The sequence below is a fragment of the Prescottella defluvii genome (genome assembly GCF_000738775.1).
Classification (GTDB): Bacteria; Actinomycetota; Actinomycetes; order Mycobacteriales; family Mycobacteriaceae; genus Prescottella; species Prescottella defluvii.
Genome location: NZ_JPOC01000051.1, coordinates 112,975 through 128,585, shown reverse-complemented (window position 1 = coordinate 128,585; position 15,611 = coordinate 112,975). Strand labels below are relative to the sequence as shown.

Sequence of the window (15,611 nt, the reverse complement as noted above, 5' to 3'; positions counted from 1 at the left end):
GTCCCGGTGTCCGGCACCGGTCGGCGCACCGTAGGCTTTCCCTAAGGAATCGACGGGATCGGACGGAGCGTGGCAGTGACTTCAGCAGCACCCATCAGGGTCGGTGTTCTCGGTGCGAAGGGCAAGGTGGGCCGCGCGATGTGCGAGGCCGTCGAGCAGGCCGACGACCTCGAACTGGTGGCCGGTGTCGATCAGGGCGAGCGGATCGAGCACCTCGTCGACGAGCGTGCGCAGGTCGTCATCGACTTCACCCACCCCGACGTCGTGATGGACAACCTGCAGTTCCTGATCGCCAACGGTATTCACGCCGTCGTCGGAACCACAGGGTTCGACGACGCGCGTCTCGCCCAGGTGCAGTCGTGGCTCGCCGAGAAGCCGGGTGTCGGTGTGCTGATCGCGCCGAACTTCGCGATCGGTGCGGTGCTGTCGATGCGGTTCGCCGCCGCTGCCGCCCGGTTCTTCGACTCGGTCGAGGTCATCGAGCTGCACCACCCGAACAAGGCCGACGCGCCGTCGGGCACCGCGTATCGCACGGCCGCGCTGATTGCGGAGGCGCGGGAGAAGGCCGGGCGCGGTCCGAGCCCCGACGCCACCACCGCGGAACTCGAGGGTGCCCGCGGCGCCGACGTGAACGGTGTGCGCGTGCACTCGGTCCGTCTGGCCGGCCTGGTCGCGCACCAGGAGGTGCTGCTCGGCACCCAGGGCGAGACCTTGACGATCCGCCACGATTCGATCGACCGGAACTCGTTCGCCCCCGGCGTGCTGCTGAGTGTCCGAGAGATCGGGCAGCGCCCGGGTCTCACCGTCGGTATCGACCCCCTGCTCGACCTGTGAAGAACCAGTCCACGCGCGTGATCGTCGCGATCTCGGCGATCGTCGTCGCGCTCGCGTTCTACTTCGTGCTGCTCGGGCAGCGCGGCGTCGCCCTGATCCAGGACGGCCGCGCCGTTCCGGTGGTCCTCGGTATCGCGGTGCTGATCCTGCCGCTGCTCGGCGTGTGGATGGTCACCGCGACCATCCGATCCGGGCTCGCGCACCAGCACCTCGCCCGCCGCATCCACGACGAGGGACTCGAACTCGACGTCGAAGATCTCCCGCGCCGGCCGTCGGGCCGGATCGAGCGGGATTCGGCCGACGCGCTGTTCGCGCAGGTCAAACAGGAGTGGGAGGCCGACCCCGACAACTGGCGCAACTCGTACCGCCTCGCCCGGGCCTACGACTACGCCGGTGACCGTGGTCGCGCACGGGACACGATGCGCCGCGCCGTGGCGCTCGAGAAGCTCGAGCGGGAGGCCTGACAGCGATGGTCGACGAGTCGCCGGAGAACGCAGGAAAGACCCTGCTGGTCGTGCACCACACGTCCTCTCCGGCGACCCGCGAACTTCTCGAATCGGTGCTCGCCGGTGCCCACGACCCCGAGATCACCGGTGTCACGGTGCGATCGGTACCGGCATTGCACGCGACCGCCGTCGACGTGCTCGGCGCGGACGGCTACGTGTTCGGGACCTCCGCCAACTTCGGCTACATGTCGGGGGCGCTCAAGCACTTCTTCGACACCGTCTACTACCCGTGCCTCGACGCCGTCGCCGGTCGGCCGTACGGGCTGTGGGTGCACGGCAACAACGACACCGCCGGCGCGGTGAAGTCGGTGCAGAAGATCGTCACAGGCCTGGAACTGACGCAGGCCGCGGAGATCGTCGAGGTCACCGGCCCGATCGACGGCCAGGTGCGCGAGCGCTGCTACGAACTGGGCGCGACCGTCGCGGTGACCGTGGCCGGGGACCTCTGACCGGAACTCAGTTCATGGGGACCGTGTCGGGCGACGATCGATCCGGGGGGCCGGCCTGGAACGGCGGCGGATTGTCGACGTCGAACACGTCCGGCAGGGTCGCGCAGGTCGCGCCCGGTTCCGGGAAGGTGTTGCGGTTCAAGCGAAGTGCGTTGACGAACTGGTCGATCCGCACGTCCGACGGGCCGTCGACGACCAACTGGTGACCCCACGACTGCAGCGAGATCGGGACCGACAGACCCGGGTACGGCGACATCATCAGGTACGGCTCGCCCTCGACACGTTCGACGAGGCCGGTGAGGTTCGCGCCGGTGATCAGTTCCGGGTCGTAGGTGATCCACACGGCGCCGTGCTCGAGTGAATGCACCGCGTTCTCGCTGCGGAGCGGCGCGGCGTAGACCGTTCCGGTGCAGTCCGCCCACACCGCGTCGTGCGGACCGCCGAACGGGGGAGTGCGGTCGTACGCGACCCGCTGATGCGGCCGCACGTGAAGACCCACCGGATACTCGACGACCGTGATCCCCTCGATACCCAGCGACGGGTCGGGGTTGTCGGCGCTCGGTGCGAACGGGTCCGCGACCGCGGTGCCGCGGATGGTGTTGCCGCAGCCCGCGGTCGCCGCGACCACGATCAGTGCGCCCGCCGCCGCGGCGATCCGCACGAGAGGTCCCACGTCGGTGCCCGGCCTACTTGCCGTCGACGAACTTGGTGAGACCCTTGCTGGCGGTGTCGAGCGCCATGTTCCGCGCCTTCTTCAGCATGAAACCCGGCAGCGGGATCTTGGGGTCGACGGTCAGCTCGAACTTCACCAGCGTCCCGTCGCCCTTGGCGGAGAGGGTGTAGGCCCCGTCCTGGCTGTTCTGCTGCGTGCTCTCGACCAGCGTCCAGGACATTCCGGTGTCGCCGTCCCACGAGTAGTCGACGACCTGCTCATCGTTGATGCCCATGATCGACACCGTCATCCGGACGCGGTGCGCGCGGCCGTCCGGATGGGTGCTCTCGATGATGACCTTCTTGTGTGCAGACGACCATTCGGGAAGCCGGTCCACGGCCGCGATCGCTGCCATGACATCGGCCGGCGCGGCCTTGACCTCGAACTCCTTGGCCCCGGAAACAGCCATGCTCTGCACTCCCTCTACCCCGTGAACGATGAGACGCAATTAGACCATTCTCGGCGCCGGGATCGGCGCAGGTCGGCGCCCGCGGAGGGAAACGGTTCAGGCGTCGTCGGGGCGGGCGCGGCGCATCTGGTCACGGAGGGCACCCTGAACCGCCTGCGCGACCCAGGAATTGAGCGACATCCCGTCCTGCAGGGCGGCCTCCTCGGCGCGGGACTTGATCTGGTCGACCAGTCGCAGCGTCACCCGGCTGATGTCACCGGTGACATCCTCGAGAGTCCGGAAGGGGTCGGCGGGGTCGAACGGCGGTGTGTCGCCGGGCTCGGGGCGGCGGTGCACCGCCTCGACCGAGACGTCCGTCCCGTCGAAACGGACGTGGAGCGTGCGGTCGCCGAGTTCGTCCGATGCCTCCCGGGCGAGGTCGGACAGGGCCGAGACGAGCATGAGCTGGGCCGATCGCTCCGCCGCGCCGGCCAGGGCCTCGGCAATCCGCTGGGTGTCCGCGTCGCCGAGGGCCGCCGCCGAGGCGAGGTCGTCGCGCAGTCGTGCCGTGTATTCGGTGAGATCCATGATGTCAGTGTGACGTCATCATGACGTCATTTCAAGGCCGGGATGACGTCAGTGCTCGATTCGTTGCGGCTCAGGGCAGGATCGAGTCCACGTAGCCGCCGTCGACGCGCACGGCGCCGCCGGTCGTGGCGGACGCGAACGGGGAGGCGAAGTAGACGACCATGTTGGCGATCTCCTCGGGCTCGATCAGACGCTGCAGCAGGGACTGGGGACGGTACTCGACCATGAACCGGTGCTGGGCCTCGTCCCAGGGCAGTTCGTCGCCGACCAGTTCCCGGACGAACTTCTCGACTCCGCCGGTGTGTGTCGGGCCGGCAATCACGGAGTTGACGGTGACCCCGCTGCCCGCTGCGGCCTTGGCGAATCCACGGCTCACAGCGAGCAGTGAGGTCTTCGTCATGCCGTAGTGGATCATCTCGGCGGGAATGGCGACCGCCGAGTCGCTGGCGAGGTTGAGGACGCGTCCCCAGCCCCGGTCCTTCATCCCGGGCAGGTAGGCGCGGATGAGCCGAACGGCGGAGAGGACGTTGACCTCGAAGTAGCGCCGCCATTCGGCGTCGTCGATCTCCAGTGGGGCAGCGGACCCGAAGATGCCGAGGTTGTTGACGAGGATGTCGACGGTGGGCTCGGCATCGACGACTGCCGCGGTGCCGTCCTCCGTCGCCAGGTCGCCCACCGCTCCGACGACGGCGTCGCTGCCGGACTCCGCACGCGCGGTGCGGACGGCTCTGTCGACACGATCCTGGCTTCGGCCGTTGACGACGACGCGCGCACCCGCGCGGGCGAGGCCGGTGGCGATGGCGTAGCCGATGCCCTGGGTGGAACCGGTGACCAGAGCTGTGCGATCGGACAGGTCGATCTGCATGGGAATCCCCTCACCGACGTTGTGTGACCGCGGCGGCGGGCGCGTCCCGTCTCCGGAGGCCTGACGATCATGGTTCCAGATTCCGGGTCGGAAGTCCGGTGTTGTGTCGCTGCGGCGCGCGCGACGTACGCGGCATAGGGTCGGGCAAAGGTGAACGACGATGATCCCCGGAGGATGTGCAGTGCCCAACGCGGTGCCCCTGAAGGTCCAACTCGTCGCGAAGACGGAGTTCTTCCCGCCCGACGACGTCCCGTGGGACACCGACGCCGACGGCGGCGAGGCGCTCGCCGAGTTCGCCGGGCGCGCGTGCTACCAGAGTTGGTCCAAGCCGAACCCTCGCACGGCCACCAATGCGGGGTACCTGCGGCACCTGCTCGAGGTGGGACACCTGTCGGTCCTCGAGCACGGCAGCGTCAGCTTCTACATCAGCGGGATCTCCCGATCCTGCACGCACGAGCTGATCCGGCACCGGCACTTCTCCTACTCGCAGTTGTCGCAACGATTCGTCCGGGAGGACGACGCCAACGTCGTCGTTCCGCCGGCCATCGCCGGCGACGAGCACCTCGAGGCCCTGTTCGCGAAGGCCACCGAGGCCAGCCGGGAGGCCTACACAGAACTGCTCTCCGCGCTCGAGGACAAGCTCGCCGACGTGCCCAACGGCCCCGTGCGCGGCAAGCAGGCGCGGCAGGCCGCCCGGTCGGTGCTGCCCAACGCCACCGAGACTCGCGTCGTCGTCACCGGGAACTACCGTGCCTGGCGACATTTCGTCGAGATGCGGGCCACCGAACATGCCGACGTCGAGATCCGCCGCGTCGCCGTCGAGTGCCTGCGCCAGCTCGCCGGCGCCGCGCCGAATGTGTTCGGAGACTTCGAAATCGTCACGCTGCCGGACGGTTCGGAGGTCGCGACGAGCGAGTTCGGTACCGTCGGCTGACGGCTACGCCCCTCGAGGGTGCCGTGGTGTTCAGGTCTGCAACGCAGACCGGGTAGCCTTCTGACCATGACCTACGGTGATTCAGCTGCTTCCGTCGAGCGTCCGTTCGGCACCGTCCTCACGGCGATGGTGACCCCGTTCACCAAGGACGGCAAGCTGGACGTGGACGCCGGCGTACGGCTGGCCACCCACCTCGTCGACAACGGCTGCGACGGACTTGTACTGGCCGGCACCACCGGCGAATCGCCCACCACCACCGAGCACGAGAAGCTCGAACTGCTGCGCGCCGTCGTCGAAGCCGTCGGTGACCGCGCCAAGATCGTGGCCGGTGCCGGCAGCAACGACACCGCGCACAGCGTCGAACTGGCTCGTGACGCCGCCGGCGCCGGAGCACACGGACTGCTCGTCGTCACCCCGTACTACTCGCGCCCGCCGCAGGCCGGTCTGTACGCGCACTTCACGGCGGTCGCCGATGCGACGGACCTGCCGGTGATGCTCTACGACATTCCACCCCGCTCCGTGGTGCCGATCGAGACGGAGACGATCCGCCGTCTCGCCGAACACCCCCGCATCCTCGCGGTGAAGGACGCCAAGGGTGACCTCAACGCCGGTGCGGAACTGATCGGTACCACCGATCTCGACTTCTTCTCGGGCGACGATCCGCTCAACCTGCCGTGGCTTTCGGTCGGTGCCGTCGGTTTCGTGAGCGTCATCGGCCACCTCGTGCCGCAGCGCCTGCGCGCGCTGCACACCGCGTTCGCGGAGGGCGACATCGCCAAGGCTCAGGAGATCAACCTCAGCCTGGTCCCGGTGAACCGTTCCGTCGCGCGTCTCGGCGGTGTGAGCGCGTCGAAGGCCGGCCTGCGCCTGATGGGTATCGACGTTGGTGAGCCGCGCCTGCCCCAGGTCGCTCCCACCACGGAACAGATCGACGTCCTGGCCGCAGAACTGAACGCCGCGGGGGTGCTCGCATGACCCGTCCCACTCGTCGCCGCAGCGCCTCCCGTCAGGCCGGCCCGCCGACCCCGGCCACCGAGCAGCAGGCCGCCCCGGCTCCCGTCGCGGCCCCCGCTCCTGCCGCCGCCGCACCCGAGCAGCCCGCCCCGAGCCAGGCAGCCCCGAGCCAGGCAGCGGCGAGTCAGTCGGCCCCGAAGCGGGCCGCCCGGAAGTCGCCGGCGAAGAAGGCCCAGCGGTCGAAGGCCCCGGCTCCCGTGCCGGCCGACCCGACCGATCGGCTCGGCCTCCCGCCGAAGGCACCGAAGAAGGGCCTGCGGGTCGTCGCACTCGGCGGCATCGGCGAGATCGGTCGCAACATGACCGTCTTCGAGCACGACGGCAAGCTGCTCATCGTCGACTGCGGCGTGCTGTTCCCCGAGGACCAGCAGCCCGGTGTGGACCTGATCCTCCCGGACTTCCGGTACATCGAGGACCGGATGGACGACGTCGAGGCGATCATCCTCACGCACGGCCATGAGGACCACATCGGCGCGGTGCCGTTCCTGCTGCGCCTGCGCCCTGACATCCCGATCGTCGGCGCCAAGTTCACGCTCGCGCTCGTCGCCGCCAAGTGCCGGGAGCACCGTCAGCGCCCCAACCTCGTCGAGGTGCTCGAGGGCGACAAGACGACGCACGGTCCGTTCGAGTGCGAGTACTTCGCCGTCAACCACTCGATCCCCGACGCGCTCGCCGTCGCGATCCGCACGTCGGCCGGTCTGGTGCTGCACACCGGCGACATCAAGCTCGACCAGTTGCCGCTCGACGGCCGGCTCACCGACCTCGCCGGATTCTCCCGGCTCGGTGACGAGGGCGTCGACCTCTTCCTCGTCGACTCCACCAATGCCGAGGTGCCGGGCTTCGTCACCCCCGAGCGGGAGATCGGCGTCGTACTCGACAACGTCATCGGCAAGGCCACCCAGCGGGTGATCGTCGCGTCGTTCGCGAGCCACGTGCACCGCATCCAGCAGGTCGTCGACGTCGCCAAGCGCTACAACCGCCGCGTCGCGTTCGTGGGCCGTTCGATGGTCCGGAACATGCAGATCGCGCAGGATCTCGGGTACCTGTCGGTGCCGGACGGACTGGTCGTCGACATCGACACCGCCGCCAACCTGCCCGACGACAAGCTGGTGCTCGTCTCCACCGGGTCGCAGGGTGAGCCGCTGTCGGCGCTGTCGCGGATGGCCCGCGGTGAACACCGCCAGATCAACGTCCGCGCCAACGACCTCGTGGTGCTCGCATCGTCGCTGATCCCCGGCAACGAGAACTCGGTGTTCGCGGTCGTCAACGGTCTCGCCAAGCGGGGCGCCACCGTCGTGACGCAGCAGAACGCGAAGGTCCACGTCTCCGGCCACGCGTCCGCCGGCGAACTGCTGTACCTGTACAACGCGGTGCGGCCCACCAACGCGATGCCGGTGCACGGCGAGTGGCGGCACCTGCGCGCCAACGCCGCACTGGCCAAGGCCACCGGCGTCCCCGAGGAGCGGATCGTGCTCGCCGAGGACGGCGTCGTCGTCGACATGGTCGACGGTCTCGCCGAGATCGTCGGTCGGGTCCCGGTCGGCTACGTCTACGTCGACGGCAACTCGGTGGGCGACGTCGGCGACTCGACGCTGTCGGACCGGTTGATCCTCGGCGAGGGCGGATTCATCTCCATCTCCCTCGCCGTCGACTCGGCGACCGGCCGCGCGGTCAGCACCCCCGAGGTGTCCGGTCGCGGCTTCTCCGACGACCCCGCGGCGCTCAAGGAGGCCGCGAAGCTGGTCGAGTCGGAACTCGTGCGACTCGCAGGCGAGGGCATCTCGGACACCCATCGGATTGCTCAGGCCGTGCGCCGGGTGGTGGGACGCTGGGTGGCGGACAAGTACCGCCGCCGTCCGATGATCGTGCCCACCGTCATCGGCGTGCCGTAGGGCGGCGGCTCGGCGGCGGGTGCCGCCGCCGAGCCCGGTTTACGACTCGATTTTGCCGTAGTCGACGGTGAACCAGCGTTCCGGACGCATCCGGATCAGAACCGCCCTGTCGTTGAACGATTCGGCGATGAACGCCTCCGCTTCCGGCGCCGGCAGGTACCGCTCCACGAGTGGCCGGATGTCGTCGAGGGCGACGGTGTCCTGGAAGGTCGCCGGGCCCTCGACGCTGACATACCGGTACGGCGGTTCCTCGATCTGGGCGCACAGGCTGAATCGCCCGGCGGCCCGGATGAGACGTTCCTTGACGGTGCCGCGTTCGGTCCACACCATCACCTCGCCGCCGGGGGAGTAGTGGTACCAGATCGGCACGGCCAGGGGCGCTCGGCCGTCACGCTCGGCGGCGATCACCCCTACGTGCAGGTCGGCGAGGAACTGCTCACGCTCGCTCGCCGACATGGTGGTCTTCGACATGTGTCGCTCCTCTCGTACCGGGACCGGACACCTCCACGTTAGGGGCGCCCGCCGACAAGTTCGGGCGGTTCGGCAGATCACCGGCTACCGTGTGGTGTGCCTTACGCCCGTGACGAACGTCATGCCCTGGTCGACACGATGCGAGCCGTCGGCCCCGACGCGCCGACGCTGTGCGGCGACTGGACCGCCCGCGACCTCGCCGCCCATCTGGTGCTGCGGGAGCGGCGACTCGACGCCGCGCCGGGCATCCTGATCGGCGCGCTGTCCGGCTACACCGATCGCGTCCAGCACGGCATCGCACGCCGGGACTGGAACACACTGCTCGACGACGTCCGATCCGGTCCGCCGGTGTGGTCCCCGTTCCGTCTCGTCGACGAGAAGGCCAACCTCGGCGAGATGTTCGTCCACCACGAGGACGTCCGGCGTGCTCGGCCGGACTGGCAGCCGCGCGCGCTGTCGTCCGATCTGCAGGACCGTCTGTGGGCGCTCGCGAAGCAGACCGGACGGCTCGGGTACCGGCGGTCTCCGGTGAGCGTGGTCCTCGAACGTCCCGACGGCGGACGGGAGACCGTCCGCTCGGCAGGGTCTTCCACGGTGACTCTGCGCGGGGAGCCCGCCGAACTGCTCCTGCACGCGTTCGGGCGGGACGAGGTCCGCATCGAGTTCGACGGGGCACCCGGTGATGTGGCGGCGCTTGCGGCGCTGGATCGTGGATTCTGAGTCGACCGGAGTCGCCGTCCCCGCGAGGGTGTGACGCATCGTCCCGCCTGGTGAACGTGTGTGGCGGGTGTTGCGGATGGTCCGGATGGTGCCTCAGCGACTAACCTGACCGATATGGCAGGGAAGACGAGCGCACGCGGATCGAGTTCGACAGCATCCACGTCGCGGACCCGTGCGCGCTCGACGTCGTCCACGCGAGCAGCGTCCACCGGGACCCGCGCCACCGGCGCGTCGTCGTCGGCGCGTAAGTCGTCCGCGCCCCGCAAGGCGGCGCCGCGCAAGACCGCGCCGCGCAAGGCGGCGCCGCGTGGTGCCGGTACCCGTCGTCCGGCTGCGAAGTCGTCCGGGGGTGGCAGCGCCCTGTCCTCGATCGGACGGGGCATCGGCGCGGGATGGTCGATGGTGGCCAAGGGCGTCGGAGCGACGACCCGCACGATGGGCAAGGCAACAGAGATCGAGCACGGCCACCGCCGGGACGGCATCGCCCTCGGATTGATCGCGGTCAGTGTGGTGATCGCCGGCGGCATGTGGTTCTCCGCGGGCGGTCCGGTGGGGGAGTGGATCGAGTCCGGCGTCCGCGCCGTCGTCGGCGCCGTCGCCGCGATCCTGCCGATCCTCGGTGTCGCGATCGCCGTGGTGCTCATGCGAACCGAGCCCAAGCCGGAGATCCGGCCTCGACTGGTCCTCGGTTCGCTTCTCGTCGGGCTGCCGGCGGTGGGCCTGTGGCACATCGCTTCGGGTTCCCCGACTGCCTCGGACGGTTGGTCCGCCGGCGCCGGCGTGGTCGGCTACATCGTCGCCGGGCCGCTGACCAGCGGAGTGACCGCGTGGCTGTCGGTGCCGCTGTTGCTGCTCGCGATGTTCTTCGGAGTTCTGCTGCTCACCGGAACCACGGTCCGTGAGGTTCCGGAACGGTTCCGCGACTACTTCGGCACGTCCTACCACGACGACTACGACGACACCTACGACCACGCCGACGACCCGGACTTCCACGACGACTACGACGACGATCCGTCCCGGTTCGACGCCGACGGGTACCCCGTCGATCACGCCGCCGACACCGCGGTGCCCGAGCGCCCGGCGCGCAGGACCCCGCGTCGACGCCCGACCACGCCGGAACAGAACTACCCGACCGACGAGGTCCACCCCGATGTGGAGACCGAGGTGCTCGGACTGTGGGACCCGGGCGACCCGACCCCCACGCCCGAACCTGAACCCGAACCGGAACCGGCCGCCGCACCGCCGCGACCGAAGCCCCGCGCCCGGGTCAAGCCCGCTCCCGCGCCGGAGCCGGTCAAGGAGGAGAAGGAGGCGTTCGTCCCGGATCGCGTAGTGGAGGGCGACTACACGCTGCCGCCCACGTCGTTGCTGATCGAGGGCGACCCGCCCAAGCTCGGCAGCAAGGCCAACGACGCGATGATCGAGGCGATCACCGAGGTCCTCCAGCAGTTCAAGATCGATGCCGCGGTCACCGGTTACACACGCGGGCCGACGGTCACCCGGTACGAGGTCGAACTCGGGCCGGGCGTCAAGGTCGAGAAGATCACCGCGCTCGCCCGCAACATCGCGTATGCGGTGGCCACCGACAACGTGCGCCTGCTGGCACCCATCCCCGGCAAGTCGGCCGTCGGCATCGAGGTGCCGAACTCCGACCGCGAGATGGTGCGCCTGTCCGATGTCCTGACCGCGTCGTCGACGCGGAAGGATCATCACCCGCTCATCATCGGTCTGGGCAAGGACATCGAGGGCGACTTCGTCAGCGCGAACCTCGCGAAGATGCCGCACCTGCTGGTGGCGGGTTCCACTGGCTCCGGCAAGTCCAGTTTCGTCAACTCGATGCTGGTGTCGCTGCTGACCCGGGCCACCCCGGACGAGGTCCGGATGATCCTCATCGACCCCAAGATGGTCGAGCTCACGCCGTACGAGGGCATCCCGCACCTGATCACCCCGATCATCACGCAGCCGAAGAAGGCCGCGGCCGCGCTGGCGTGGCTGGTCGAGGAGATGGAGCAGCGGTACCAGGACATGCAGGCCAGCCGGGTCCGGCACATCGACGACTTCAACGCCAAGGTCAAGTCCGGGGACATCACCGCCCCGCTGGGCAGCGAACGGGTGTACAAGCCGTACCCGTACATCCTCGCGATCGTCGACGAGCTCGCCGACCTCATGATGACCGCGCCGCGCGACGTGGAGGAGGCGATCGTGCGCATCACGCAGAAGGCGCGTGCCGCCGGTATCCACCTCGTCCTCGCGACGCAGCGGCCGTCCGTCGACGTTGTGACCGGCCTGATCAAGACGAACGTGCCGTCGCGGCTGGCGTTCGCGACGAGTTCGCTCACCGACTCGCGGGTCATCCTCGATCAGCCGGGCGCCGAGAAGCTCATCGGTATGGGTGACGGGCTGTTCCTCCCGATGGGTGCGGGCAAGCCGATCCGCATGCAGGGCGCGTTCATCACCGACGAGGAGATCTCGGCGGTCGTCGACTTCACCAAGAACCAGGCCGAGCCCGAATACACCGAGGGTGTCACGGCAGCCAAGGCGGGGGAGAAGAAGGACGTCGACCCCGACATCGGCGACGACATGGACGTGCTGTTGCAGGCGGTGGAGTTGGTCGTCTCCAGCCAGTTCGGCTCCACGTCGATGCTGCAGCGCAAGCTGCGGGTGGGTTTCGCGAAGGCCGGCCGCCTGATGGACCTGATGGAGACCCGCGGGGTCGTCGGCCCGAGCGAGGGATCGAAGGCGCGCGAGGTGTTGATCAAGCCGGACGAACTCGAGGGCCTGCTGTGGTCGATCCGCGGCGGCGACCCCGAGACCTCCGACGACAGCTGACCGTTTTGTCCGAATTCTGCCGCAGGCGGGTCCGTGTGGTTCAATAGGAATCACTTTGGAGGGGAGTATCCCCAAACTCTGCGGCAGACTCGTCAGCACGATCGGCACCGTTGCCGGTCCGGTTCTGTCGGCGGATTCGTTCCGGCCTCTCGGCCGACGATCCGCGGGAGAGACCTCCGGTGGTTCAACGTACCTACCGGAGGTCAATAGCTGATGCACGTCTCCCCACTCGTCTGGGTTATCACCTGCGTGGTGATCCTCGGACTCTTCGTCTTCGACTTCTTCGCGCACGTGCGCACCCCGCACGCCCCCAGCTTCCGCGAATCGGCGTTCTGGTCCGCCGTCTACATCGGTATCGCGATCATCTTCGGAATCATCGTGATGTCCATCTGGGGCACGACGTTCGGCGGTGAATACTTCGCCGGCTACGTCACCGAGAAGGCGTTGTCCGTGGACAACCTGTTCGTCTTCGTGATCATCATGTCGACGTTCGCGGTGCCCCGGCAGTACCAGCAGAAGGTCCTGCTGATCGGCATCGTCATGGCGCTCGTGATGCGTGGCATCTTCATCGCCGTCGGTGCGGCCGCGATCAACACCTACAGCTGGGTCTTCTACCTGTTCGGCGCGTTCCTGATCTACACCGCGTTCAACCTCGTCAAGGAGGCCGGCCACGAGGCCGAGTCCGAGGAGCAGCGGGAGAGCCGGATCATCACCCTCGCGAAGCGGTTCCTGCCGACCACCGAGGAGTACGACGGCGACAAGCTCGTCACGAAGATCGACGGCAAGCGCGTCGCCACCCCGCTGCTGCTCGCGCTGATCGTCATCGGTTTCACCGACGTCCTGTTCGCGCTCGACTCGATCCCCGCGATCTACGGCCTCACCCAGGAGCCCTACCTGGTGTTCACCGCCAACGCGTTCGCGTTGATGGGTCTGCGTCAGCTGTTCTTCCTCATCGGCGGCCTGCTCGAGCGCCTGGTGTACCTGTCTTACGGCCTCTCGATCGTCCTCGCGTTCATCGGCGTCAAGCTGGTCCTGCACGCGCTGCACGAGAACACGCTGCCGTTCATCAACGGTGGCGAGTCCATCGCCGTCCCCGAGATCTCCACCGTCATGTCGCTGAGCATCATCCTCGGCGTACTGGTGGTGACGGCGGTGGCGAGCCTGATCAAGACCCGCAACAAGTCCGACGACTCGACGGTCCACTAGTCGGAACGCCGGCCGGGGCGACCCGGCCGGCGTGTTCCGGTGGACTGGCGGCGCGGACGGCCCGGCGAACCTACTGCGCGAAGACGCCGAAGACCGGGGTCCATTCGCGCACGACCCGACGCTCCACCAGGTCCGCCCGTGCGAACGGGTCCTGGTCGAACAGGGCCTCCACGTCGCCGGCGGATGCCGCCTCGACCATCATCAGGGCGCCGCTGCCGTCAGCGAACGGGCCGGACGAATGCACGACGGCGCGGCGGACCAGGTCGGCCAGCCACGCTCGGTGATCGGTGCGGTGGTCGTCGCGCTGCGCGGACTTCTCGTGCGCGTAGGTGTATTCGACTGCGAACAGTGGCATGTGTCCTCGTTCCCGGGATCTGGACGTGGGGGTCCGGAGTGCTCAGAGCGTCAGCAGCATACGGGTGTTGCCCAGCGTATTCGGCTTGACGTAGCTCAGGTCCAGGAACTCCGCGACGCCGGTGTCGTACGACCGGCACATCTCCGCGTACACCTCCGCGGTCACCGGGGTGCCCTCGATCTCGGCGAACCCGTGCTTGGCGAAGAAGCTGACCTCGAACGTCAACACGAACAGTCGCTCCAGTTCGAGGTCGCGTGCCACGTCGATGAGCTTGGCGACCACCAGGTGGCCTGCGCCGCGACCCTTCACCCGTGGGTCGACGGCGACGGTCCGGACCTCGCCCAGATCGGACCACAGCACGTGCATCGCGCCACAGCCGACGATCTCGCCGGCCTGCTCGACGACCCAGAACTCCTGGACGGCCTCGTACAGGGTGACGAGGTTCTTCTCGAGCAGGATCTTTCCCGAATAGATGTCGATCAGCCTCTTGATGTCCGGTACGTCAGAGGTGCGCGCGCGCCGCACCTGCATCCCTTCAGCCTCGTTCGTTCCAGCCGCAGGAGTCCCAGATGTCATGTGGTGCACAGTAGTGGTAGCCGCAACAGATATTGTGAGCAGTGTGCCGCCCCGATCCATCGCCCCACACCACGTTCCGTTCGACTCGGGTGTGCCTGGGCGAACCGTCGGATCGGCGCGAGAGTGAATACGCCGAAGCCTTCGCCGCGTCGAGACATCGCCGCGGCCACTGACGCCCGGCCCGGCGACGGCGTCGCCCCGCACACCCCGGTTCCGCTGTTCAACATCGCCAACATTCTGACGATGCTGCGTATCGCCCTGGTGCCGGTCTTCCTGGTGGCCCTGTTCGCCGACGGTGGTGATTCCACCGGATGGCGGATCGCGGCGACGACGATCTTCGCGGTGGCTGCCATCACCGATCGGATCGACGGGCAGTTGGCCCGCAAGTACGGTCTGGTCACCGATTTCGGGAAGATGGCCGACCCGATCGCCGACAAGGCGCTCATCGGCGCCGCGCTCGTCGGACTGTCGATGCTCGGCGACCTCTCCTGGTGGGTGACGGGCATCATCGCGGCACGCGAACTCGGGATCACGCTGATGCGGTTCGCGGTCCTGCGGCACGGTGTCATACCCGCGGGCCGTGGCGGCAAACTGAAGACGCTCGTGCAGGCGGCCGCGATCGGGTTCTACCTGGCTCCGTTGCCGGACGGTTTCGCGCCGTTCAGCGCGACACTCATGGCGCTCGCGGTGGTGCTGACCGTGGTCACCGGTCTGGACTACGTCATCCAGGCGGTGCGCCTTCGTGCCGGCGCCGGGCGCACATGACCGACCCGCTCGCCGGTGCCGTGCCCGCCCGTGAACTGGTCGAGGCACTCGGCCGGCGGGGACAGACCGTCGCGACCGCGGAGTCGCTGACCGCGGGCCTGCTCGCGGCGACCCTGGCCGGTGTTCCGGGTGCGAGTGCCGTGCTCCGCGGCGGGCTGATCGTCTACGCGACCGACCTCAAGGCTGTGCTCGGCGGCGTGGACGCCGATGTGCTGGAGTCCGACGGCCCGGTGGCGCCGAGCACCGCCGCGCAGCTCGCCGACGGCGCACGGGCGCGATGCGGTGCGGACTGGGGTGTCGGCCTGACCGGGGTTGCCGGTCCGGACTGGCAGGACGGACACGCCCCGGGAACCGTCTTCCTCGGTGTGGCAGGACCCGACGGGACCGAGGTCACGGCCCTGGATCTGAGCGGTGATCGTTGGGAAATCCGTCTGGGCAGTGTCAGCTCGGCGGTGTCGAGTTTGCTCGAACGATTGGCGCGATAGGGTTTTGGGAACCAATCGCTTG

The 15,611-nt window shown here is 68.5% G+C and carries 18 protein-coding genes; 11 read left to right on the top strand and 7 right to left on the bottom strand.

Annotated features, from left to right (window positions below; genetic code table 11):
* Positions 1–75: 75 nt before the first annotated feature.
* From dapB to IJ15_RS0118340, 3 genes are read left to right on the top strand one after another with little or no spacing between them, the layout of a single operon-like run.
* Positions 76–834: a 4-hydroxy-tetrahydrodipicolinate reductase gene (gene dapB / locus IJ15_RS0118350; protein WP_031939808.1), complete on the top strand. Its 759-nt coding sequence runs from the start codon at positions 76–78 to the stop codon at positions 832–834.
* Complete coding sequence (locus tag IJ15_RS0118345) at positions 831–1,298, top strand: hypothetical protein (protein WP_031939807.1); 468 nt, start codon at positions 831–833, stop codon at positions 1,296–1,298. Before dapB ends, IJ15_RS0118345 begins: the two co-directional genes overlap by 4 nt.
* Positions 1,299–1,303: 5 nt before the next feature.
* On the top strand, positions 1,304–1,789 hold the full coding sequence (locus tag IJ15_RS0118340) for a flavodoxin family protein (RefSeq protein WP_031939806.1): 486 nt from the start codon (positions 1,304–1,306) through the stop codon (positions 1,787–1,789).
* A gap of 7 nt (positions 1,790–1,796) precedes the next feature.
* Here IJ15_RS0118340 and IJ15_RS0118335 read toward each other — a convergent pair whose 3' ends face one another.
* From IJ15_RS0118335 to IJ15_RS0118320, 4 genes are all read right to left on the bottom strand, one after another.
* Positions 1,797–2,462, bottom strand: a complete 666-nt coding sequence (locus IJ15_RS0118335; RefSeq protein ID WP_081880801.1) for a DUF3105 domain-containing protein — start codon at positions 2,460–2,462, stop codon at positions 1,797–1,799.
* Between the two features lie 13 nt (positions 2,463–2,475).
* The gene (locus tag IJ15_RS0118330; protein WP_031939804.1) at positions 2,476–2,910 is read right to left on the bottom strand and encodes an SRPBCC family protein; all 435 of its coding nucleotides are present in this window, start codon (positions 2,908–2,910) and stop codon (positions 2,476–2,478) included.
* Positions 2,911–3,006: 96 nt separating this feature from the next.
* Positions 3,007–3,477, bottom strand: a complete 471-nt coding sequence (locus tag IJ15_RS0118325; RefSeq protein ID WP_031939803.1) for a hypothetical protein — start codon at positions 3,475–3,477, stop codon at positions 3,007–3,009.
* A gap of 70 nt (positions 3,478–3,547) precedes the next feature.
* Entirely contained in the window at positions 3,548–4,342 is a 795-nt protein-coding gene (locus tag IJ15_RS0118320) for an SDR family NAD(P)-dependent oxidoreductase (RefSeq protein WP_031939802.1), read from the bottom strand.
* Between the two features lie 181 nt (positions 4,343–4,523).
* Here IJ15_RS0118320 and thyX point away from each other — a divergent pair, with 181 nt between their 5' ends.
* From thyX to IJ15_RS0118305, 3 genes are all read left to right on the top strand, one after another.
* Positions 4,524–5,276, top strand: a complete 753-nt coding sequence (gene thyX, locus IJ15_RS0118315; protein ID WP_031939801.1) for an FAD-dependent thymidylate synthase — start codon at positions 4,524–4,526, stop codon at positions 5,274–5,276.
* A gap of 66 nt (positions 5,277–5,342) precedes the next feature.
* On the top strand, positions 5,343–6,251 hold the full coding sequence (dapA, locus tag IJ15_RS0118310; RefSeq protein WP_031939800.1) for a 4-hydroxy-tetrahydrodipicolinate synthase: 909 nt from the start codon (positions 5,343–5,345) through the stop codon (positions 6,249–6,251).
* Positions 6,248–8,182, top strand: coding sequence for a ribonuclease J (locus IJ15_RS0118305; RefSeq protein WP_031939799.1), 1,935 nt, complete (start codon positions 6,248–6,250; stop codon positions 8,180–8,182). The genes dapA and IJ15_RS0118305 overlap by 4 nt, the downstream gene beginning before the upstream one ends.
* A gap of 39 nt (positions 8,183–8,221) precedes the next feature.
* On the opposite strand, the gene IJ15_RS0118300 is transcribed toward IJ15_RS0118305, so the two are convergent.
* Entirely contained in the window at positions 8,222–8,653 is a 432-nt protein-coding gene (locus IJ15_RS0118300; RefSeq protein ID WP_031939798.1) for a pyridoxamine 5'-phosphate oxidase family protein, read from the bottom strand.
* A gap of 96 nt (positions 8,654–8,749) precedes the next feature.
* Between IJ15_RS0118300 and IJ15_RS0118295 the strand changes: the two genes are divergently transcribed.
* The 3 genes from IJ15_RS0118295 (at position 8,750) to IJ15_RS0118285 (ending at position 13,408) form a co-directional block, all read left to right on the top strand.
* A complete protein-coding gene (locus IJ15_RS0118295; RefSeq protein WP_031939797.1) occupies positions 8,750–9,373 on the top strand; it encodes a TIGR03085 family metal-binding protein in 624 nt (207 codons plus the stop codon).
* A gap of 114 nt (positions 9,374–9,487) precedes the next feature.
* The gene (locus tag IJ15_RS0118290) at positions 9,488–12,202 is read left to right on the top strand and encodes a DNA translocase FtsK (protein ID WP_197059856.1); all 2,715 of its coding nucleotides are present in this window, start codon (positions 9,488–9,490) and stop codon (positions 12,200–12,202) included.
* 213 nt (positions 12,203–12,415) lie between these two features.
* Positions 12,416–13,408 carry a TerC family protein gene (locus IJ15_RS0118285; RefSeq protein ID WP_031939795.1) on the top strand — a complete coding sequence of 331 codons (993 nt, stop codon included), beginning with the start codon at positions 12,416–12,418 and terminating at the stop codon, positions 13,406–13,408.
* A 70-nt stretch (positions 13,409–13,478) separates the two neighbouring features.
* Here IJ15_RS0118285 and IJ15_RS0118280 read toward each other — a convergent pair whose 3' ends face one another.
* Positions 13,479–13,763: a YciI family protein gene (locus tag IJ15_RS0118280; protein ID WP_031939794.1), complete on the bottom strand. Its 285-nt coding sequence runs from the start codon at positions 13,761–13,763 to the stop codon at positions 13,479–13,481.
* 42 nt (positions 13,764–13,805) lie between these two features.
* Positions 13,806–14,339, bottom strand: coding sequence for an amino-acid N-acetyltransferase (locus IJ15_RS0118275; RefSeq protein WP_407984095.1), 534 nt, complete (start codon positions 14,337–14,339; stop codon positions 13,806–13,808).
* A 156-nt stretch (positions 14,340–14,495) separates the two neighbouring features.
* Here IJ15_RS0118275 and pgsA point away from each other — a divergent pair, with 156 nt between their 5' ends.
* Both pgsA and IJ15_RS0118265 read left to right on the top strand, forming a co-directional pair.
* The gene (gene pgsA / locus IJ15_RS0118270) at positions 14,496–15,104 is read left to right on the top strand and encodes a CDP-diacylglycerol--glycerol-3-phosphate 3-phosphatidyltransferase (protein WP_051919173.1); all 609 of its coding nucleotides are present in this window, start codon (positions 14,496–14,498) and stop codon (positions 15,102–15,104) included.
* Entirely contained in the window at positions 15,101–15,589 is a 489-nt protein-coding gene (locus tag IJ15_RS0118265) for a CinA family protein (protein ID WP_031939791.1), read from the top strand. Before pgsA ends, IJ15_RS0118265 begins: the two co-directional genes overlap by 4 nt.
* Positions 15,590–15,611 lie beyond the last annotated feature (22 nt).

Coding starts and splice junctions, on each gene's coding strand:
- IJ15_RS0118340 (WP_031939806.1), top strand. CDS start 1,304: ATGGTCGACGAGTCGCCGGAGAACGCAGGAAAGACCCTGCTGGTCGTG.
- IJ15_RS0118330 (WP_031939804.1), bottom strand. CDS start 2,910: ATGGCTGTTTCCGGGGCCAAGGAGTTCGAGGTCAAGGCCGCGCCGGCC.
- IJ15_RS0118325 (WP_031939803.1), bottom strand. CDS start 3,477: ATGGATCTCACCGAATACACGGCACGACTGCGCGACGACCTCGCCTCG.
- IJ15_RS0118320 (WP_031939802.1), bottom strand. CDS start 4,342: ATGCAGATCGACCTGTCCGATCGCACAGCTCTGGTCACCGGTTCCACC.
- dapA (WP_031939800.1), top strand. CDS start 5,343: ATGACCTACGGTGATTCAGCTGCTTCCGTCGAGCGTCCGTTCGGCACC.
- IJ15_RS0118305 (WP_031939799.1), top strand. CDS start 6,248: ATGACCCGTCCCACTCGTCGCCGCAGCGCCTCCCGTCAGGCCGGCCCG.
- IJ15_RS0118300 (WP_031939798.1), bottom strand. CDS start 8,653: ATGTCGAAGACCACCATGTCGGCGAGCGAGCGTGAGCAGTTCCTCGCC.
- IJ15_RS0118290 (WP_197059856.1), top strand. CDS start 9,488: ATGGCAGGGAAGACGAGCGCACGCGGATCGAGTTCGACAGCATCCACG.
- IJ15_RS0118285 (WP_031939795.1), top strand. CDS start 12,416: ATGCACGTCTCCCCACTCGTCTGGGTTATCACCTGCGTGGTGATCCTC.
- IJ15_RS0118280 (WP_031939794.1), bottom strand. CDS start 13,763: ATGCCACTGTTCGCAGTCGAATACACCTACGCGCACGAGAAGTCCGCG.
- IJ15_RS0118275 (WP_407984095.1), bottom strand. CDS start 14,339: ATGACATCTGGGACTCCTGCGGCTGGAACGAACGAGGCTGAAGGGATG.
- IJ15_RS0118265 (WP_031939791.1), top strand. CDS start 15,101: ATGACCGACCCGCTCGCCGGTGCCGTGCCCGCCCGTGAACTGGTCGAG.